Source organism: Streptomyces sp. NPDC031340, from assembly GCF_055569945.1.
Genome location: NZ_JBVIIE010000014.1, coordinates 153,879 through 173,808 on the forward strand (window position 1 = coordinate 153,879; position 19,930 = coordinate 173,808).

16 protein-coding genes are annotated in these 19,930 nt (G+C 74.0%); 13 read left to right on the forward strand and 3 right to left on the reverse strand.

The annotated features are described in order from the left end of the window. Positions 1 to 99 precede the first annotated feature (99 nt). The 4 genes from ispG to ACZ5GT_RS13655 all read left to right on the forward strand — a co-directional run bounded on the left by ispG (position 100) and on the right by ACZ5GT_RS13655 (position 4,657). Positions 100 to 1,257, forward strand: coding sequence for a flavodoxin-dependent (E)-4-hydroxy-3-methylbut-2-enyl-diphosphate synthase (gene ispG / locus ACZ5GT_RS13640; protein WP_469020720.1), 1,158 nt, complete (start codon positions 100 to 102; stop codon positions 1,255 to 1,257). Positions 1,258 to 1,405: 148 nt separating this feature from the next. Further along, a complete protein-coding gene (locus tag ACZ5GT_RS13645; protein ID WP_469020727.1) occupies positions 1,406 to 2,254 on the forward strand; it encodes a GNAT family N-acetyltransferase in 849 nt (282 codons plus the stop codon). Between the two features lie 53 nt (positions 2,255 to 2,307). After that, positions 2,308 to 2,880 (forward strand): GNAT family N-acetyltransferase, encoded by a 573-nt coding sequence (locus tag ACZ5GT_RS13650; protein ID WP_469020733.1) that lies wholly within the window; start codon positions 2,308 to 2,310, stop codon positions 2,878 to 2,880. 76 nt (positions 2,881 to 2,956) lie between these two features. Next, entirely contained in the window at positions 2,957 to 4,657 is a 1,701-nt protein-coding gene (locus tag ACZ5GT_RS13655; RefSeq protein WP_469020736.1) for a proline--tRNA ligase, read from the forward strand. 702 nt (positions 4,658 to 5,359) lie between these two features. On the opposite strand, the gene ACZ5GT_RS13660 is transcribed toward ACZ5GT_RS13655, so the two are convergent. From ACZ5GT_RS13660 to ACZ5GT_RS13670, 3 genes are read right to left on the reverse strand one after another with little or no spacing between them, the layout of a single operon-like run. Next, positions 5,360 to 6,259, reverse strand: coding sequence for an aminoglycoside phosphotransferase family protein (locus ACZ5GT_RS13660; RefSeq protein WP_469020739.1), 900 nt, complete (start codon positions 6,257 to 6,259; stop codon positions 5,360 to 5,362). A gap of 27 nt (positions 6,260 to 6,286) precedes the next feature. Further along, entirely contained in the window at positions 6,287 to 6,745 is a 459-nt protein-coding gene (locus tag ACZ5GT_RS13665; RefSeq protein ID WP_469020742.1) for a ferritin-like domain-containing protein, read from the reverse strand. Beyond that, positions 6,742 to 7,293, reverse strand: a complete 552-nt coding sequence (locus ACZ5GT_RS13670; protein ID WP_469020745.1) for a hypothetical protein — start codon at positions 7,291 to 7,293, stop codon at positions 6,742 to 6,744. The genes ACZ5GT_RS13665 and ACZ5GT_RS13670 overlap by 4 nt, the downstream gene beginning before the upstream one ends. A 509-nt stretch (positions 7,294 to 7,802) precedes the next feature. On the opposite strand from ACZ5GT_RS13670, the gene rimP reads away from it, so the two are divergent. The 9 genes from rimP to ACZ5GT_RS13715 all read left to right on the forward strand — a co-directional run bounded on the left by rimP (position 7,803) and on the right by ACZ5GT_RS13715 (position 19,930). Then, positions 7,803 to 8,309, forward strand: coding sequence for a ribosome maturation factor RimP (gene rimP / locus ACZ5GT_RS13675; protein ID WP_469020748.1), 507 nt, complete (start codon positions 7,803 to 7,805; stop codon positions 8,307 to 8,309). Between the two features lie 2 nt (positions 8,310 to 8,311). Next, a complete protein-coding gene (gene nusA, locus ACZ5GT_RS13680; protein WP_469020751.1) occupies positions 8,312 to 9,301 on the forward strand; it encodes a transcription termination factor NusA in 990 nt (329 codons plus the stop codon). Positions 9,302 to 9,402: 101 nt separating this feature from the next. Beyond that, positions 9,403 to 9,699: a YlxR family protein gene (locus tag ACZ5GT_RS13685; protein WP_469020754.1), complete on the forward strand. Its 297-nt coding sequence runs from the start codon at positions 9,403 to 9,405 to the stop codon at positions 9,697 to 9,699. A gap of 145 nt (positions 9,700 to 9,844) precedes the next feature. Next, entirely contained in the window at positions 9,845 to 12,928 is a 3,084-nt protein-coding gene (gene infB, locus ACZ5GT_RS13690) for a translation initiation factor IF-2 (protein ID WP_469020756.1), read from the forward strand. A gap of 153 nt (positions 12,929 to 13,081) precedes the next feature. Then, the gene (locus ACZ5GT_RS13695; protein WP_324790263.1) at positions 13,082 to 13,375 is read left to right on the forward strand and encodes a DUF503 domain-containing protein; all 294 of its coding nucleotides are present in this window, start codon (positions 13,082 to 13,084) and stop codon (positions 13,373 to 13,375) included. Positions 13,376 to 13,413: 38 nt separating this feature from the next. Continuing rightward, a complete protein-coding gene (rbfA, locus tag ACZ5GT_RS13700; protein WP_469020766.1) occupies positions 13,414 to 13,860 on the forward strand; it encodes a 30S ribosome-binding factor RbfA in 447 nt (148 codons plus the stop codon). Next, positions 13,857 to 14,762, forward strand: coding sequence for a tRNA pseudouridine(55) synthase TruB (gene truB, locus ACZ5GT_RS13705; protein ID WP_469020769.1), 906 nt, complete (start codon positions 13,857 to 13,859; stop codon positions 14,760 to 14,762). The genes rbfA and truB overlap by 4 nt, the downstream gene beginning before the upstream one ends. Before the next feature lie 258 nt (positions 14,763 to 15,020). Then, positions 15,021 to 18,815, forward strand: coding sequence for a trypsin-like peptidase domain-containing protein (locus tag ACZ5GT_RS13710; RefSeq protein WP_469020772.1), 3,795 nt, complete (start codon positions 15,021 to 15,023; stop codon positions 18,813 to 18,815). A gap of 167 nt (positions 18,816 to 18,982) precedes the next feature. After that, positions 18,983 to 19,930 (forward strand): bifunctional riboflavin kinase/FAD synthetase, encoded by a 948-nt coding sequence (locus ACZ5GT_RS13715; protein ID WP_469020777.1) that lies wholly within the window; start codon positions 18,983 to 18,985, stop codon positions 19,928 to 19,930.

Consider the following 19,930-nt stretch of genomic DNA (forward strand, 5'->3'; position numbering starts at 1 on the left):
GCCCGGGGCCTCGCCGGTGCCGTAATCTCGGAGCCCGGAGCCCGGAGCCCGGGGCTGACGGGACCGGACCTTGGATCACGACTTGGGGTTGCACAGCAGATGACTGCGATTTCTCTCGGCATGCCGTCCGTTCCGACCAAGCTCGCCGAGCGCCGCAAGAGCCGGCAGATCCAGGTCGGCTCCGTGCCGGTCGGCGGCGACGCCCCGGTGTCGGTGCAGTCGATGACGACGACGCGTACCTCCGACATCGGTGCCACGCTCCAGCAGATCGCGGAGCTGACCGCCTCCGGCTGCCAGATCGTGCGGGTGGCGTGTCCGACGCAGGACGACGCGGACGCGCTGGCGACGATCGCGCGGAAGTCGCAGATCCCGGTGATCGCGGACATCCACTTCCAGCCGAAGTACGTGTTCGCGGCGATCGAGGCGGGCTGTGCGGCGGTCCGGGTGAACCCGGGCAACATCAAGCAGTTCGACGACAAGGTCAAGGAGATCGCACGGGCGGCGAAGGACCACGGCACGCCGATCCGGATCGGGGTCAACGCGGGCTCGCTGGACCGGCGGCTGCTGCAGAAGTACGGCAAGGCGACGCCGGAGGCCCTGGTGGAGAGCGCGCTGTGGGAAGCGTCGCTGTTCGAGGAGCACGACTTCCGGGACATCAAGATCTCCGTCAAGCACAACGACCCGGTCGTGATGATCGAGGCATACCGGCAGCTCGCCGCGCAGTGCGACTACCCGCTGCACCTCGGCGTGACGGAGGCGGGCCCGGCGTTCCAGGGCACCATCAAGTCGGCCGTCGCCTTCGGCGCGCTGCTCTCCCAGGGCATCGGGGACACGATCCGGGTGTCGCTGAGCGCGCCGCCGGTGGAGGAGATCAAGGTCGGCCTGAAGATCCTGGAGTCGCTGAACCTGCGGCAGCGCGGGCTGGAGATCGTCTCCTGCCCGTCCTGCGGGCGCGCGCAGGTCGACGTGTACAAGCTGGCAGAGGAGGTCACCGCGGGTCTGACCGGCATGGAGGTGCCGCTGCGGGTGGCGGTCATGGGCTGCGTGGTCAACGGTCCCGGCGAGGCGCGGGAGGCCGACCTCGGTGTCGCCTCGGGCAACGGCAAGGGGCAGATCTTCGTCAAGGGCGAGGTCATCAAGACCGTCCCCGAGTCGAAGATCGTCGAGACCCTCATCGAAGAGGCCATGAAGCTCGCGGAGCGGATGGAGGCCGAGGGCGTCGCCTCCGGCGAGCCCTCGGTGTCGGTCGCCGGCTGACCACGGCACCTGCGCGGCCGACCTCGCGGAACGTCCGCGGGCCACGGCCGCCGCACCCGTCCCACCGGGCCGCCCCGCGGGGCGGCGCGGCAGAAAATCGCCAGGTACAGTGCGGAGATCAGCGAACCCTCAGGGTGAGGCCCCGCACGTGTTGACGCAGACCACCTCCAGAGTCCTCGAACCGAGCGACCTGGACGCCGCGCTCGCCGTCCTGGACCGCGAGCCGGTCGCGAACGCCTTCGTGACCTCCCGCGTCCAGGTCGCCGGCCTCGACCCGTGGCGGCTCGGCGGCGAGATGTGGGGCTTCTACGAGGACGGAATACTGACGTCCCTGTGCTACGCGGGCGCCAACCTGGTCCCCATCTGCGCCACCCCGCGTGCCGTGCGGGCCTTCGCCGACCGGGCCCGCCGGGCCGGCCGCCGCTGCTCCTCCGTCGTCGGCCCCGCCGAGCCCACCGCCCTGCTCTGGCGCCTCCTCGAACCGAGCTGGGGACCGGCCCGCGAGGTCCGCAGACACCAGCCCCTCATGGTCACCGACCGCATGCCCGCCGACATAGCCCCGGATCCCTACGTCCGCCGCATCCGCAAGGACGAGATGGAGACGATCATGCCGGCCTGCGTGGCGATGTTCACCGAGGAGGTCGGCGTCTCCCCGCTGGCCGGCGACGGCGGGCTGCTCTACCAGGCCCGGGTCGCCGAACTGGTCGGCTCCGGCCGCTCCTTCGCCCGCCTCGACGAACACGGCAAGGTCGCCTTCAAGGCGGAGATCGGCGCGGCGACGCCGCAGGTCTGCCAGATCCAGGGCGTATGGGTGGCCCCCGAGTACCGGGGCAAGGGCCTGGCGGCCCCCGGCATGGCGGCGGTCCTGCGGTACGCGCTGGCCGACGTGGCGCCGGTCGTCAGCCTCTACGTCAACGACTTCAACACCGCCGCGCGCAGGACGTACCGCAGAGTCGGCTTCCGCGAGGTCGGCGCGTTCATGAGCGTGCTGTTCTAGCCTCGGCCCGACTCCGGGACCCGTCGCTGTCACGAGCCCTGTAGTCTCCCCGCATGCTGCGCTTTCCCGGTCACGGTCACTCCCGGCCCGACGACGTCGTCATCGGCCCGCTCGACCTTCCCGCCCGGGTCGACGAAGCGCTCGACGTCCAAGCCGTCGCCTTCGGACTCGGCGCGGAAGAAGTCGCCGTACGCCGTCAGATCGTCCTGCGCCACATGACCTTCCCCGGCGCGCGGGCCCTGGGCGCCACCACCGCCGGGAACACCCTCGTCGGATTCGTGTACGGCATGCCCAACGACCGCACCCACTGGTGGTCCACCGTCGTCGAGCCGTACCTGCGGGCGCAGGGCCACGACGACTGGCTCGACGACTCCTTCGTGATCACCGAGCTGCACGTCCACCCGCGCTACCAGAACCGCGGCATCGGCCGCTCCCTCATCACCACGATCACCGACGGCGCCACCGAGCCCCGCTCGATCCTGTCCGCGATCGACATCGAGAGCCCGGCGCGCGGCCTCTACCGCTCCCTCGGCTACCAGGACCTCGCCCGCCAGGTCCTCTTCCCGAGCGCCGCGAAGCCCTACGCCGTGATGGGCGCCCCCCTGCCGCTGCTCCGCCGCCGGTAACGGATTTCCGCCGCCCCCGGCCGCCCGGCTAACCTCCTAGGCATCACCCTTACGCCGCAGCAGGAGTACGAGAACCATGGCGAACACACCGGTCCAGCGCATGTCCCAGTTGATGGCCAAGACGCTGCGCGACGACCCGGCGGACGCCGAGGTGCTCAGCCACAAGCTCCTCGTCCGCGCCGGCTACGTCCGCCGGACCGCCGCCGGCGTCTGGAGCTGGCTGCCGCTGGGCCGGAAGGTCCTCGCCAACGTCGAGCGGATCGTCCGCGAGGAGATGGACGCCATCGGCGCGCAGGAGGTCCTGCTGCCCGCCCTGCTGCCGCGGGAGCCGTACGAGGCGACCGGCCGCTGGGAGGAGTACGGCGCCGAGCTGTTCCGCCTGAAGGACCGCAAGGGCGGCGACTACCTCCTCGGCCCGACCCATGAGGAGATCTTCACGCTGCTGGTGAAGGACCAGGCGTCCTCCTACAAGGACCTGCCGGTGATCCTCTACCAGGTCCAGCACAAGTACCGCGACGAGGCCCGCCCGCGGGCCGGCATCCTGCGCGGCCGCGAGTTCCTGATGAAGGACTCCTACTCCTTCGACCTGACCGACGAGGGGCTCGCCCAGTCGTACGCCCTGCACCGCGAGGCCTACCGCCGGGTCTTCGACCGTCTCGGCCTCGACTACCGCATCTGCGCGGCGACCGCCGGCGCGATGGGCGGCTCGAAGTCGGAGGAGTTCCTCGCCCCGGCCGAGGCCGGCGAGGACACCTTCGCGGACTGCCCGAACTGCGACTTCGCGGCCAACACCGAGGCGATCACCTACGAGCTGCGGCCCCAGGACGCCTCCGGCGTCCCGGCCCCCGAGGAGATCCCGACCCCGGACACCCCCACCATCGAGACCCTCGCCGCCTCCCTCGGCGTCCCGGCCTCCGCCACCCTGAAGAACCTCCTGGTGAAGGTCGACGGCGAGATCGTCGCCGTCGGCGTCCCCGGCGACCGCGAGGTCGACCTGGACAAGGTCGAGGCGCACTTCGCCCCGGCCGTCGTCGAGATGGTCACCGAGGAGGACTTCACGGGCCGGCCGGACCTGGTGCGCGGCTACGTCGGCCCGCAGGGCCTGGAGAAGACCAAGTACATCGCCGACCCGCGGGTCGCCCCGGGCACCGCGTGGATCACCGGCGCCAACAAGCCGGACCTGCACGCCAAGAACGTGGTGGCCGGTCGTGACTTCGAGGTCGACGAGTACGCCGACGTCGTGGTGGTGCGGGAGGGCGACCCCTGCCCCAAGTGCGGCACCGGCCTGAAGCTGGACCGCGCCATCGAGATCGGCCACATCTTCCAGCTGGGCCGCAAGTACGCCGACGCCCTCAAGCTCGACGTCCTCGGCCAGAACGGCAAGCCGGTCCGCGTGACCATGGGCTCCTACGGCATCGGCGTCTCCCGCGCCGTCGCCGCCCTCGCCGAGCAGACCGCCGACGAGCAGGGCCTGTGCTGGCCCGAGGAGGTCGCCCCGGCCGATGTGCACGTGGTGGCCGCGGGCAAGGCCCTGCAGATCGAGCTGGCGCTCGACGTCTCCGAGCGGCTGCGCGCCGCCGGCCTGCGCGTCCTGGTCGACGACCGGGCCGGGGTCTCCCCGGGCGTGAAGTTCACGGACTCCGAGCTGATCGGCGTACCGAAGATCCTGGTGGCGGGCCGCCGCTCCGCCGAGGGCGTGCTGGAGCTGAAGGACCGCAGGACCGGCGAGCGCGAGGAACTGACGGTCGAGGAGGCCATCGCCCGCCTCACCGCGTGAGCTGACCCTCGGGGGCGTGGGCGGGCCCTCGGGACCCTAACGGTCCCGTTCCCCGGCGGGGTTCCGGGTCCGCCCCCTGGCCGAGTCGGCCTGTCTCCCTGCGGCATTCCGGGCCGGCCCCCTGGCGGAGTCGGGCTGTCTCCCTGCGGCATTCCGGGCCGCGACGGCATTCCGGGCCGTGGCGGCTTTCCGGTCCGTTCCGGGGCGGCATTGAGGGCTGCGAGGGGTGTTCCGGTCCGTTCCCCGGTGGCGTTGCGGGCTGTGGCGGCGTTGGGGTCCGTGCCCCCGGTGGAGTCCGGGCCGTTCCTGGCGGGCTCCGGTCCGGCTCGCGGTGGAGTCCGGTCCGCTCCCGGCGGGTTCCGGTCCCCTCCAGGCGGGGGTCCGCCGCACTCGGCCGCCGGGGGATCCGGACCCGGTGGCGTCGGTCCGCGCAGGCTGTGACGTCCGGTCGGTGTCGCGGTCGCGCGATGAGGAGGGCGCGCGTCGCGGGCCGAGCCCGTGCTCGCCGCCCGTCTCCGCCGGCGCCGGGTCGCCGGTCGTCACCTCGCCGCGCCCAGCGGCAGCGTGCTCGTGCCTCGGCGCCGGCCTGGCGTGCGGGCCCGTCCACGGAGTCCGGGCCGAAGGTGCCGCGGGTCGCCGGGGTCCGGGCGGCGAGGCGGCCGGGTCTTCCCTACGGCCTGGCGGCCGGCCGGTGGGCCGGGGTCAGAGCCAGCTCGCGAACTCCAGCAGCAGTTCGGCGTCCCGCTCCCGGCCGACCCTGCGCGCCCGCACGCCGGACTCCACGGCCCGGAACAGCGTCCACCCGCGCAGCCGTTCCCGGTCGACCTCCAGCGCCTCGGCGAGCCGCTTCACGCGCCGCCGGGTCGTGGTGGCCCCGGACGCCGAGGCGATCAGGTCCTCCACCCGGTCCCGCACCAGCCGCGCCAGGTCGAAGGCGCACTCGCCGACCACCGGGTCCGGGCCCACCGCCAGCCACGGCATCCGCTCCCCGGCGAGCACCTTGCTCTGCCGGAAGGTCCCGTGCAGCAGCCGCTGCTCGGGCGGTGCCGCCAGCAGTTCCTCGCGGGCCGCGAGCGCCGCGTCGACCAGCGGGGCCAGCTCGGGGTCCGCCGACGCGCTCGCCCGCATCGCCGCCGCCTGCCGGCCGGTCCGCCCGGCCACCGTCTCGAAGGCGTGTCCGGCGGGCGGCCCGACCCACAGCCGCCGCAGCGTGCCCGCCGCCTCCAGCTGGGCCCTCGCCTCCGGCAGGGACCGCACCGAGACGTCAGGGTGCAGCCGCTCCAGCAGCAGTACGCCCTCGGTCACGAAGGGCTCCAGCAACTGCACGGCACCCAGGCCGCTCCAGTGCGCGAGCGCGGCCCGCTCACTCTCCGGACGCGCCCGGGGCGGCGCCAGCTTGAGCACAGCGGGAGTGCCGTCCGGCCGTCGCACCAGCACCACCAGACTGCTGCGCCCGCCCGGCACCTGGACCCGCTCGACGGTCAACTCACGCACGGCAACGGCCTCTTGGACCGTCCTGGGCAGCCGCTCCAGCCATCCGTCACCGCCCGGCGCGCTCTCACCGAGCGCCCTGACCAGGCGTCGCGGGGGTTCCAAGGCCATGCGCGAGTCGTCCCCTTCCAGTCCCGGTCACGCGGTCGGCGTCGCCGACGGGCCGGCACCGGCCGCCCGCTCGGCGAGACCAGGGAAGGCTACGCTCTCCCCGCGCCAGCGCACCGCGCGCACCGCCGCCTCGCGCAGCGCCTCGGCCGCGCCGCGCCGCAACTCGCCCCCGGCCGCCCGCACCAGGTCGGAGTACACCCCGGCCACCCGGTCCTCCAGCTCGGCGGCCAGCCGCACGGCCGCGGCCGAGTCAGGCACCGGGAAGGGCAGCGCGTACGCCGCCGCCGCGACCACCGGGGTGCCGCCCAGGTCGCGCACCTCGCGCACCAGCGTGTCCCGCCGGGCCCGGTGGGCGTCGTAGGCGGACCTGGCCTCCGCCCGGCGCCGCTCACCGATCCGCCCGCCGACCACCCCGTACCCGTACACGGCGGCATGCTCGGCCGCCAGCGCCGCCTGAAGGGCCTGCAACCGCCTCTGCTCGCTCACCGGGCGCCTTCCGTCAGCAGGTACGCGTGCGCGGCGCCCGCCGCCGCCACCGAGGCGAGCAGGCGGGCCAGTTCGCCCGGCAGGCCGTCGAGCGCGGCCGTGCGGCGGTCGGCCAGGGCGCGCTCCGCGGCGGCGAGCCCGGCCAGGGCGGACTTCTCGTCGGCGGGCGCGGCGGCCGACGCCGACGCGGACGCGGTCACCGACGCGGACGCGGTGGCCGACGGGACCGACGGGGACGGCGACGCCGTCCCGCCCTTGCCGCCGAACGCCTCCGCATGCCGCGCGACCTCCGCCCGCAGCGGTGCCAGCCGCTCCGCGAGCCCCGGGAACGCGGCGATCGCACCGTCGTACCGCTCCAGCAGGCCCGCGCTGTCCCGGGCCGCACGCGCGCGAGCCCGCTCGGCGGCCGACGGACGGCCGCCCCCGCCCTCCTCCGACGGGCCGGCTCCGGACGAGCAGCCCGCCAGCAGGGCGGCCCCGGCGGCCGAGGCGAGCAGGGATCTTCTGCGCGGCGCGGACAGGGCGCGCGACGGCGGGGGGTACGGCACGGCTGACGTCCTCGGAGGCTCGTACGAACAAACGGGCGGGAGGGCCGCCCGCCGTGATCACGGTACCCGCGCCCCCACCCGCCGCCGGGCACCGGCACCGCCCGCGCCCCCGCCCGCCGCCGGGCACCGGCACCGCCCGTGCACCCGCCCGCCGCCGGGCACCGGCGCCCGGTCGTGTCTCCGCGCGGCCGGGACCGGCCGTGCCTCCGCCCGCCGCCAGGCGCCGGGACCGGCCGTGTCACCGTCCGCCGCGCGCGCCGCCGGGACCGGCCGCGCCCCCGCCCGCCGCCGGGCACCGGCGCCCGGTCCTGTCTCCGCGCCGCCGGGACCGGCCGTGCCTGTGTCCGTCGCGGTGTGCCGGCACTGTCCCCGCCTCCGCCCGCCGCCAGGCGCCGGCACCGGCGCCCGCCCGTGCGCAGGTGGACGGCAACACCCCCCGCGACCCGATACCCTTTGACCAGACACGCGACCCATCCCACAACAGCACACGCGGCCGAGGAGTCACCCGGATGAGCACCACCCACAGCGAGAGGCTGCGAGAGCTCCTGGAACCGCTCGTCAGCTCCCAGGGCCTGGATCTCGAGGAGATCGCGGTGGACTCGGTCGGACGCAAGCGGGTGCTGCGCGTCGTCGTCGACTCCGACACCGGTGCCGATCTGGACAAGATCGCCGATGTGAGCCGCGCGCTCTCGGCGAAGCTCGACGAGACGGACGCGATGGGCGAGGGCGAGTACACCCTCGAGGTCGGCACCCCGGGCGCGGAACGCCTCCTCACGGAACACCGGCACTACGTCCGCGCGATCGACCGGCTGGTGAAGTTCCAGCTGGCCGAGGGCGGCGAGCTGGTCGCCAGAATCCTGCGGGTCGACGACGAAGGACTCGACCTCGAGGTGCCCGGGGTCAAGGGGCGCAAGGCCACCACACGCAGAGTCGCCTTCCCCGAGATCGAGAAGGCCCGCGTGCAGGTGGAGTTCAGCCGTAAGGACAAGCACGAAGAGAACGCAGAGGAGGCGTAGCCGTGGACATCGACATGAGTGCCCTGCGGGGCTTGGTACGGGAGAAGGAGATCTCCTTCGACCTGCTGGTCGAGGCGATCGAGTCGGCCCTCCTCATCGCCTACCACCGCACCGAGGGAAGCCACCGCCACGCGCGTGTGAAGCTCGACCGGGAGTCCGGTCACGTGGTCGTGTGGGCGAAGGAGGACCCCGAGGACCTCGAGGAGGGGCAGGAGCCCCGCGAGTTCGACGACACCCCGTCCGACTTCGGCCGTATCGCCGCCACCACCGCCAAGCAGGTGATCCTGCAGCGGCTGCGCGACGCCGAGGACGACGCGACGCTCGGCGAGTACGCCGGCCGCGAGGGCGACATCGTCACCGGCGTGGTCCAGCAGGGCCGCGACCCGAAGAACGTGCTCGTGGACATCGGCAAGCTGGAGGCCATCCTGCCGGTGCAGGAGCAGGTGCCCGGCGAGACGTACCAGCACGGCACGCGCCTGCGGTCGTACGTCGTCCGGGTGGCGAAGGGCGTCCGCGGCCCGTCCGTGACGCTCTCCCGCACGCACCCGAACCTGGTGAAGAAGCTGTTCGCGCTCGAGGTGCCGGAGATCGCCGACGGATCCGTCGAGATCGCCGCGATCGCCCGCGAGGCCGGTCACCGCACGAAGATCGCCGTCCGGTCCACCCGATCGGGCCTGAACGCCAAGGGCGCCTGCATCGGCCCCATGGGCGGACGTGTGCGCAATGTCATGGGCGAGCTGAACGGCGAGAAGATCGACATCGTCGACTGGTCGGACGACCCGGCGGAGATGGTCGCCAACGCGCTGTCGCCGGCCCGCGTCTCCAAGGTGGAGGTCGTGGACATGGCCGCCAGGTCCGCCCGGGTGACCGTGCCGGACTACCAACTCTCCCTGGCCATCGGCAAGGAGGGGCAGAACGCCCGGCTCGCCGCCCGGCTCACCGGATGGCGTATCGACATCCGCCCGGACACCGAGCAGACGGCCGGGGAATAGTTCCAAGCCGCAGGTCGCTTAGATCACGACAGTTATGTGCGCAGCAACGTTCGATCTCAGCCCCAAAGGGGTGAGGTCGGTACGGGGAGGTAGACTTAAGAGTGTCTGGCCGGACGCGCACCCGAACATGCCCTGAACGCACGTGTGTGGGATGCCGGGAGCGAGCGGCCAAGGTCGACCTACTGCGCATCGTGGCGATCGAGGACGAGTGCGTCCCCGATCCTCGCGGTACGCTGCCCGGCCGGGGTGCCTATGTGCACCCCGCCTCGGTCTGTCTCGACCAGGCGGTACGCCGTCGGGCGTTCACGCGGGCACTGCGCGCCCCGGGAGCGCTCGACACAAAGGCGTTGCGCCGATACGTCGAGCAGACGACAGTTGCCGATCGGGCAACACCGTAAGTCGTGCCGCGCGGAACCCCGTGCGGCCTGGTACCTCGCGAGTCGAAAGCAGGTCGAGATTGCGATGAGCACTCGATGAGTACGCGATGAGTACGCCCATGAACTAGCGACGGTCCGGCCGCAACCCGGACCTCAAAGGAGCGAAGTGGCTAAGGTCCGGGTCTACGAACTCGCCAAGGAGTTCGGTGTCGAGAGCAAGGTCGTCATGGCCAAGCTCCAGGAACTCGGTGAATTCGTCCGTTCGGCGTCTTCGACCATCGAAGCGCCCGTAGTACGCAAACTGACTGACGCCTTCCAGGCGGGCAGCGGCAACGGCAAGTCCGCCGGCCGCCCCGCGCCCCGGAAGGCCGCCCCCAAGCCCGGCGCGCCCTCTCCGGCGCAGGCGGCCCGTCCGGCTGCCCCGAGGCCGCCGGCGCCGGCTCCGGCCGCGCCCAGGCCCGCCGCGGCGCAGCAGCCCGCGGCCCCGTCGTCGGCCCCCGCGCCGGCTGCGGGACCGCGCCCGACGCCGGGCCCCAGGCCCGCACCGCGTCCGGCTCCGGCCGCGCCCACCACGCCGGAGTTCACCGCTCCGCCGTCGGCGCCGGCTCCGGCCCCGTCCTCGCCGGCCTCCCAGGGTCCGCGCCCCGGCGCGCGTCCCGGTGCCCCCAAGCCCGGCGGCCGTCCGGCCGGCGGTCAGGGTCAGGGTCAGGGCCGTCCCGGTCAGGGCGCTCCGCGTCCCGGCGGTCAGGCCCCGCGTCCGGGCGGACGCCCGGCCGGTCCGCGCCCGGGCAACAACCCCTTCACCTCCGGTGGCTCCACCGGCATGGCGCGCCCGCAGGCGCCCCGGCCGCAGGGAGCCCGTCCGGGCGGTCCCGGTGCCCCCGGCGCCGGTCCCCGTCCCCAGGCGCCCGGTGGCGCCCAGGGCGGCGGTCCGCGTCCGCAGGCTCCGGGCGGTCCGCGTCCGTCGCCGGCCGGCATGCCCCGTCCGCAGGGCGGTCCGCGTCCCGGCGGCGGCCCCGGCGGCCCGCGTCCGAACCCCGGCATGATGCCGCAGCGTCCCGCCGCGGGTCCGCGTCCCGGCGGCGGTGGCCCCGGTGGCCGCGGTCCCGGCGGTGCCGGTCGTCCCGGCGGTGCCGGTCGTCCGGGCGGCGGCGGCTTCGCCGGTCGTCCCGGCGGCGGTGGCGGCGGTGGCTTCGCCGGTCGTCCCGGTGGTCCCGGTGGCGGCGGCGGTGGCTTCGCCGGCCGTCCGGGTGGTCCCGGTGCCGGCGGCGGTGGCCGTCCCGGCTTCGGCGGTCGTCCCGGTGGTCCGGGCGGTCGCGGTGGCACGCAGGGCGCGTTCGGCCGTCCCGGTGGTCCCGCGCGCCGTGGCCGCAAGTCGAAGCGGCAGAGGCGCCAGGAGTACGAGGCCATGCAGGCCCCGTCGGTCGGCGGCGTGATGCTGCCTCGCGGCAACGGCGAGTCCATTCGCCTGTCGCGCGGTGCGTCGCTCACCGACTTCGCCGAGAAGATCAACGCCAACCCGGCGTCGCTCGTCGCGGTGATGATGAACCTGGGCGAGATGGTCACGGCCACGCAGTCCGTCTCCGACGAGACGCTGCAGCTCCTCGCCGGCGAGATGAACTACACGGTTCAGATCGTCAGCCCCGAGGAGGAGGACCGCGAGCTGCTCGAGTCCTTCGACATCGAGTTCGGCGAGGACGAGGGCGGCGAGGAGGACCTGGTCGTCCGTCCGCCGGTCGTCACCGTCATGGGTCACGTCGACCACGGCAAGACCCGCCTGCTCGACGCCATCCGCAAGACGAACGTCATCGCGGGCGAGGCCGGCGGCATCACCCAGCACATCGGTGCCTACCAGGTCGCGACCGAGGTCAACGACGAAGAGCGCAAGATCACCTTCATCGACACCCCGGGTCACGAGGCGTTCACCGCCATGCGTGCCCGCGGTGCGAAGTCGACCGACATCGCGATCCTGGTCGTCGCGGCCAACGACGGCGTCATGCCGCAGACGGTCGAGGCGCTCAACCACGCCAAGGCGGCCGACGTCCCGATCGTCGTCGCGGTCAACAAGATCGACGTCGAGGGCGCCGACCCGACCAAGGTGCGCGGTCAGCTGACCGAGTACGGCCTGGTGGCCGAGGAGTACGGCGGCGACACCATGTTCGTCGACATCTCCGCCAAGCAGGGTCTGCACATCGACTCGCTGCTGGAGGCCGTGATCCTCACGGCCGACGCCTCGCTCGACCTGCGGGCCAACCCGAACCAGGACGCGCAGGGCATCTCGATCGAGTCCCGTCTCGACCGCGGCCGCGGTGCCGTGGCGACGGTCCTCGTCCAGCGCGGCACGCTGCGGGTCGGCGACACGATGGTCGTGGGCGACGCCTACGGCCGGGTGCGCGCCATGCTCGACGACAACGGCAACAACGTCGCCGAGGCCGGCCCGTCGACGCCGGTCCAGGTCCTGGGCCTGACCAACGTCCCGGGTGCGGGCGACAACTTCCTGGTGGTCGACGAGGACCGTACGGCCCGTCAGATCGCCGAGAAGCGCGCCGCCCGCGAGCGCAACGCGGCCTTCGCCAAGCGCACGCGTCGTGTGTCCCTCGAGGACCTGGACAAGGTGCTGAAGGCCGGCGAGGTCCAGCAGCTGAACCTGATCATCAAGGGTGACGCTTCCGGTTCGGTCGAGGCGCTCGAGTCCTCCCTGCTCCAGCTGGACGTCGGCGAAGAGGTCGACATCCGGGTCCTGCACCGCGGCGTCGGTGCGGTCACGGAGTCGGACATCGACCTGGCGATGGGCTCCGACGCCATCGTGATCGGCTTCAACGTCCGCGCGGCCGGCCGCGCGGCGCAGATGGCCGAGCGCGAGGGTGTGGACGTCCGGTACTACTCGGTCATCTACCAGGCGATCGAGGAGATCGAGGCGGCCCTCAAGGGCATGCTCAAGCCGGAGTACGAGGAGGTCGAGCTCGGCACGGCGGAGATCCGCGAGGTCTTCAAGTCGTCCAAGCTGGGCAACATCGCCGGTGTGCTCATCCGCTCCGGCGAGGTGCGCCGCAACACCAAGGCGCGCCTCATCCGCGACGGCAAGGTGGTCGCGGAGAACCTCAACATCGAGGGTCTGCGTCGCTTCAAGGACGACGTCACCGAGATCCGCGAAGGCTACGAGGGCGGTATCAACCTCGGAAACTTCAACGACATCAAGGTCGACGACGTCATCGCGACGTACGAGATGCGGGAGAAGCCGCGCGCGTAAGCGCCCGGCCTTCCGAGACGGTCCGGTCCGGGGCCGGTCGACGGAGAGTAATTTCCGTCGATCGGCCCCGGCCGTTCGTTGTACGGTGCTGATGTTCCCGCCGGTGGTCCGGCGGGCCCATCAATCCCGTACCGGCGGGTCATCCGGGCACACATGTATGTGGGGACTCTGTCCTTCGACCTGCTCCTCGGCGACGTACGGTCGCTGAAGGAGAAACGCTCCGTCGTCCGTCCGATCGTCGCCGAGCTGCAGCGGAAGTACTCCGTGAGCGCGGCCGAGGTCGACCACCTGGACCTGTACCGCAGGGCCGGCATCGGCCTGGCGGTCGTCGCAGGCGACGCGGGCCACGTCACCGACGTACTGGACCGGTGCGAGCGGCTGGTCGCCGGGCGCCCCGAGGTGGAGCTGCTGTCGGTGAGACGCCGCTTCCACGGCGACGACGACTGACCACAGAACGCAGAGAAAGAAAGAACGGGAGACGACCAGTGGCCGACAACGCGCGGGCTAAGAGGCTGGCGGACCTCATCCGAGAGGTGGTGGCCCAGAAGCTGCAGCGCGGGATCAAGGACCCGCGGCTCGGCTCGCACGTCACCATCACGGACACCCGGGTCACCGGGGACCTCCGGGAGGCGACCGTCTTCTACACCGTGTACGGGGACGAGGAGGAGCGCAAGGCCGCGGCCGCCGGTCTGGAGAGCGCCAAGGGCGTGCTCCGTTCCGCGGTCGGCGCGGCGGCGGGCGTCAAGTTCACCCCGACCCTGACCTTCGTGGCGGACGCCCTCCCGGACACCGCCCGGACCATCGAGGACCTCCTCGACAGGGCGCGCGAGTCCGACGCCAAGGTGCGCGAGGCGTCCGCGGGCGCCGCGTACGCCGGTGGCGCGGACCCGTACAAGAAGCCCGGTGAGGACGAGGACGAAACCGCCGAATGACCCAGAACAACCGGACGCCCGACGGCCTCGTCATCGTCGACAAGCCGTCGGGCTTCACTTCGCACGACGTGGTCGCCAAGATGCGCGGCATCGCCCGGACCCGGCGCGTCGGCCACGCGGGCACCCTCGACCCGATGGCGACGGGGGTCCTGGTCCTCGGCGTCGAGAAGGCGACCAAGCTCCTCGGCCACCTGGCGCTGACCGAGAAGGAGTACCTGGGCACGATCCGCCTCGGCCAGACCACGGTCACCGACGACGCCGAGGGCGAGATCACCGCGTCCACCGACGCCTCCAAGATCACCCGCGAGGCCGTCGACGCCGGGATCGCCGCGCTGACCGGCGACATCATGCAGGTGCCGTCCAAGGTCAGCGCCATCAAGATCGACGGCGTGCGGTCGTACAAGCGGGCGCGCGAGGGCGAGGACTTCGAGATCCCGGCCCGCCCGGTCACCGTCTCGTCGTTCGCCGTGTACGACGTCCGGGACGCCGTCGCCGAGGACGGCACCCCGGTCCTCGACCTGGTCGTGTCGGTGGTCTGCTCCTCCGGCACCTACATCCGGGCGCTGGCCCGCGACCTGGGCGCCGGCCTGGGCGTCGGCGGCCACCTCACGGCGCTGCGCCGCACCCGCGTCGGCCCGTACAAGCTGGACGCCGCCAGGACGCTGGACCAGCTCCAGCAGGAGCTGACCGTGATGCCGATCGCCGAGGCGGCCGCCGCCGCGTTCCCCCGCTGGGACGTGGACTCCCGCCGGGCCGGGCTGCTCCTCAACGGCGTACGCCTGGAGATGCCGGACGTGTACGCCGGCGCCGGAGCCGTGGCCGTCTTCGACCCCGAGGGCCGGTTCCTCGCGCTCGTCGAGGAACAGAAGGGCAAGGCCAAGAGCCTGGCCGTCTTCGGCTGAGCCGGCCGCGGCCTGCCCGTGGAGCGGCGGTCACGGGGTTCGATGTGCCCGCCGCTCCACGGTCCCCCCTCGGTTCCCCCACATCCAGGTTGTGTCCGACCGGCCCCGTCCATTCACCCGTCCGGGCAGGCGCTCGGAGTGAACCGAGGGAGTGCGAGGGGGCGCGTTCCCGCCGCGCTCTGTCGCGCCGATCATGTCGTGCCTACCGTCGAGGTCGGTGCACAGATGTACGGCGGATGTACGGCGGAAGGTTCGACCATGGCGGGAGAGGTCCCTCGGCACGAACGGGCTCCGTGGCGCGCCCGGCCGGCCCCCGAGGCCGCCCTGGCCTTCGAGGGTGCCTTCGCCCGCGAGGGCGCGGACGTCTTGGCCCGTGAGGGTGCCTTGGCCCGCGAGGCCGCTCGGGCCCCCGACGCCGCCCTCGCCCGCGTCCACGACCTTGCCGGCCGTCCCCGGGGCACCGCGTTCGCGGCCGACCACCACGGCACCCTGATCACCGCCCACGAAGTGGTCGACGGCCTGGCCGGGCTGGTGCTGCACGGCGCCGGTGACCGACGCTGCCGGGTGACAGCGGACGCGGTGACCGCGCTGCCCGCGCTGGGACTGGCCCTCGTCCGCACCGAGGGCCTGGGCCTCGAGCCGCTTCCGATCAGCGTGCGGGACCGCGTCGAGAGCGGCACGTACGTCAGCATCGCGGCCGGCTGCTGGCGCGCGGCGCGGGTGCTCGGCGCGACGCCGGTGACGTACACGACGGGCGACCGTCTGTACCACCTCGGCGACGCGCTGGAACTCGCCGTCGGCACGGCGGGCCGGGACGCGCTGCGGCCCGGCGGCGGGGCGGCCGGGGGACCGGTGCTGGACGCCGCGACCGGCGCGGTGACCGGCGTCCTCGGCACCGCGCTGCGGTCCGGCCACCGCGACACCGGCTTCGCCGTGCCACCGCACGCAGCCGAGGGCCCGCTGGCCGCACTGCTCGCCGAGAACGCCGCCACGGTGCCGGCGTACGGCGCCGACCTGAACCTGGCCGGAGTCCTCCGCCTGACGGCCGCCTCGTCCGGCCCGGACGCACCACCGGATCCGTCGTCGGACATGCCATCGGACGCGCCACCAGGCATGGCATCGGACGCGTCGCCGTACGCGCCACCGTACGCGTCATGGGATGCACCACCGGGGGTGCCATCGGGTCCGCTGGTCGAACGCGCCGCGATCTCGCGGGAGTTCGCCGCGTTCAGCGCCGGCCCGGCCGCCGTCCTCGCACTCGTCGCACCGCCGGGCTGCGGCCGTACGACGGAACTCGCGGCACTCGCCGCCCGTCGCGCCCGCGGCGCGGAGCCCGCGCCCACGCTGTGGCTGCGCGGCGCCGACCTGCGGGCGACCGACGCGTCGGTCGCGGACGCCGCCCACCGGGCCCTGGCCCGGGCGGCGCGCGGGGCGGTGGGCCGAGCGGCGGGTCCCGCACTCGACGACGCCGGCCCGGCCCGCCTCGCCCACGTCGCCCGCACGGCCGGCCGGCCGCTGCTGATCCTGCTCGACGACCCCGAGGAGACGCCTCCCGAGTCCGCCTGCCGGCTGTCCGAGTGGGCCGCGGGGACGGCGCGGTGGCTGCGGGAGACGGGAGCGCGGCTGGTGGTGGCCTGCCGGGCGGAGTACTGGGAGGAGGCGGGCGCGATGTTCCCCCAGGACCTGCTGCACCGGGCCGCGCCTTTCGCCCCCGGCGACCGGACCCCGGCGGCCCCCGCGGGGCTGCCGCCCTGCGTGCACCTCGGCGACCTCACCGAGGACGAGGCCCGCCGGGCCAGCGCGCTCCACGGCATCCCCGGGGACACCCTGCGCGGCGCCGACGCCCGGCACCCGCTCACCCTCCGGCTGCTGTCCGAGGTGCGCGCCGCCCTGCCCGACATCGCCGACGGCCCCCGTGCCCGCGTGGACCGCGACGACGTCCTCTCGGCCCACCTGGACCTGACGTGCCTGCGCGTCGCCGAACGCCTCGCCGCCGCGAACGGCCTGCGCGGCTCCGTCGTACGCCGGCTCGCCGTCAGGGTCGCCGGCCAGGTCCACGAGGCCGCCCGCCGCAGCCTCGCCTCCGGCCGGGGCACGCTCGCCCGGGCGTCGTTCGAGGCGGTGTTCCCTCCGGACCGGGCCCCCGCACGGCTCGGCGGCGGTGCCGGCTGGGCGTCCGCCGTCCTCGCCGAGGGCCTCCTCGTACCCGTCGGCTCCGACTACCGGTTCGCCCATGAGGAGTTGGCCGACTGGCTCCAGGGCATGCACCTCGACCTCGACGAGGCGCTCCACCGTCTGGTCCACCACCGCACCCCGCCCGGCACCGGGCCGGGCCCCGTGCCGCACCACCGCGTCGGCCCCGTCGCCGAGGCGCTGCTGTTCCTCGGCCGCCGCCACGGCACCGGCGAACTCGCCGCACGCCTGGAGGAGTTGGCCGACGCGCTGGGGGACGCCCCGGACCCGGGGCCGCGCTCCTGGTGGGCCGCCCGGCTGCTCGCCGAGACCCTGCGCCGGGTACCGGACGCGACGCCGTACGAGGAGGTGCTGCGCGGGCTCGCCGACCGCATCGTGGCCGAGCGGCCCCGACAGGGCGCGTTCGCGCGGGAGCTCGGCCCCGGTTTCTGGAGCACGCTGCCCGTCCCGGAAGCCGTCCGCTTCGGCCTGCTGCGCATTCTCGTCCTCGCCGACGACCCCCCGCAGGACACCGGCCCGCGTTTCCTGGACACGGCCGCCCGGCTCCTCGCCGCCGACCCCGCCGTCGTACAGCCGCTCCTCGTCGGCTGGTTCGACGACGACCGGCCGCTGCCCGCGACCCCGCACGCGAGCGTCGCCGATGCCGCGCAGGCGCTGCTGCACACCCACCGGCGGCGCGCCCTGGACGAACTGACCGAGGTGCTCGTCGAGAGCGGGCACCGGCGGGCCGGCGAACTGCTCGGCGCGCTGGCGCAGGACGAGCCGTCCGCCCTGTGCCGGGCCGTCGACCGGTGGGCGCACGACGAACGGCCGGCCCGGCGGGCCGCCGCGGTGGCGCACGGGCTGCGCGCCGCCCCGCACGTGCGCACGGAGGTCGACCGCGCCCTGCTGCGCTACGTGGCCCTCGCGCTGCTCGCCCGCCCCGCCGACCGCGCCCTGCACGGCGGCGCGCTCGCCCTCCTCGTCCGCGATCCGCGCACCCGCTCCCGCCATCTCCCTCAGGCGCTGCGGCACTTCACCGCGGGCGACCCGGCGTTCCCGGCCGACGCGCTGGCCGGTGCCCTGACGACCCACCCAAACCCGGTCCTGGACGCTTTCCGCGCCCGGCTGCGCCGGCCCGGCGCCGACGTCGCGGAGGCGCTGCGCACGCTCGTCCACGCGGCCACGCCGCCGGTTGCCCACCGGGTCGCCGCACTCCTCCGGGAGGCGGCGGGGCGGGGCCGGGAGGCCGTGTGGCAGGGCCGGGAGGCCGTGTGGCGGGGGCCGGAGACCGCCGCCGACGTCCGTGCCGACGTCCGTGCCGACGTCCGTGCCGACGTCCGCGCCTGTGTCTGCGCCGACTCGTGCGTCGATGTCTGCGCCGGCGGCGGCGTGGGTGCCGCCGTCGCCGCGCACGTCGACCGGCGTCTGGACCGGGGCCCCACCGCCCGCGCCGCACTCCTTCCCCTGGTCACCGGGCTGCTCGACGGCGGTGCCGAGGACCTGCGCGTCGCGCTCGCCGCCGTCCTGACAGCTCCCGGGGCCCCCGCCTCCCGGCCCATGCGCCGCGAACTCCTCGACGTCCTGCTGGCCGGCGAAGAGGCCCCCGCCGTCCTGGACGCCGTGCTGCACACGGTCGTCCGCCACGACGGCGACGACGTCCGCGCCCTGGTCCACCGCACCGGCCTGCTCCTCACCCGCACCCCGGACGGCACGGCCCGCTTCGACCGCCGCCTGGCCGACCTGGGCCGCCGCGTGCCCGGCTTCGCGGCCCGCGTGCTCGGCTGGCTGTCCGACGCGCCGCAGGCCTGGGCGGCCGTGGTCGGCCCCGGCGCCCGCCGGACGCTCGAGGACATCGCGGGCGTCCGCGTCCCGGCCTGAGAGCGGGCGAGTCGGGATCCGAGCAGAGGTGACACGTGCGTCCGGTCACAGCCTTGATGCCGGTGCGGGCAGGCCGCCCCCGGCATGGCACCCTTAGACCTGCGTAAGTGGCCAACGGTAAACGTGGTCAACGGGAAATACGGACACGGGTTCGAGGAGCGGTCACAGTGCAGCGCTGGCGTGGCTTGGAGGACATCCCCGAGGACTGGGGGCGCAGCGTCGTCACCATCGGTTCCTACGACGGGGTGCACCGCGGGCACCAGCTGATCATCAGGCATGCCGTGGACCGTGCGCGGGAGCTGGGCGTTCCCGCCGTCGTCGTCACCTTCGACCCGCATCCCAGCGAGGTCGTACGCCCCGGCAGCCACCCGCCGCTGCTGGCCCCGCACCACCGCCGCGCCGAGCTCATGGCCGACCTCGGCGTGGACGCCGTGCTGATCCTGCCGTTCACCACCGAGTTCTCGAAGCTGTCGCCGGCCGACTTCGTCGTCAAGGTCCTCGTCGACAAGCTGCACGCCAAGGCGGTCGTCGAGGGCCCGAACTTCCGCTTCGGCCACCGCGCCGCGGGCAACGTCGAGTTCCTGGCCGAGCAGGGCAAGATCTACGACTTCGAGGTCGAGGTCGTCGACCTGTACGTCAGCGGGGAGGCGGGCGGCGGCGAGCCGTTCTCCTCGACCCTCACCCGGCGCCTGGTCGCCGAGGGCGACGTCAAGGGCGCCGCGGAGATCCTGGGCCACCCGCACCGGGTGGAGGGCGTGGTCGTGCGCGGAGCCCAGCGGGGCCGGGAAATGGGCTTCCCGACCGCCAACGTCGAGACGCTGCCGCACACCGCGATCCCGGCCGACGGCGTCTACGCCGGCTGGCTGCACGCCCAGGGCGAGGCGATGCCGGCCGCGATCTCCGTCGGCACGAACCCGCAGTTCGACGGCACCGAGCGCACGGTGGAGGCGTACGCCATCGACCGTGTCGGCCTTGATCTGTACGGCCTGCACGTCGCCGTGGACTTCCTGGCGTTCGTGCGCGGGCAGGCGAAGTTCGAGTCGCTGGAAGCGCTGCTGGAGCAGATGGCCAAGGACGTCGAGCGCTGCCGGCAACTGGTGGCCGCGGCCGGCTGA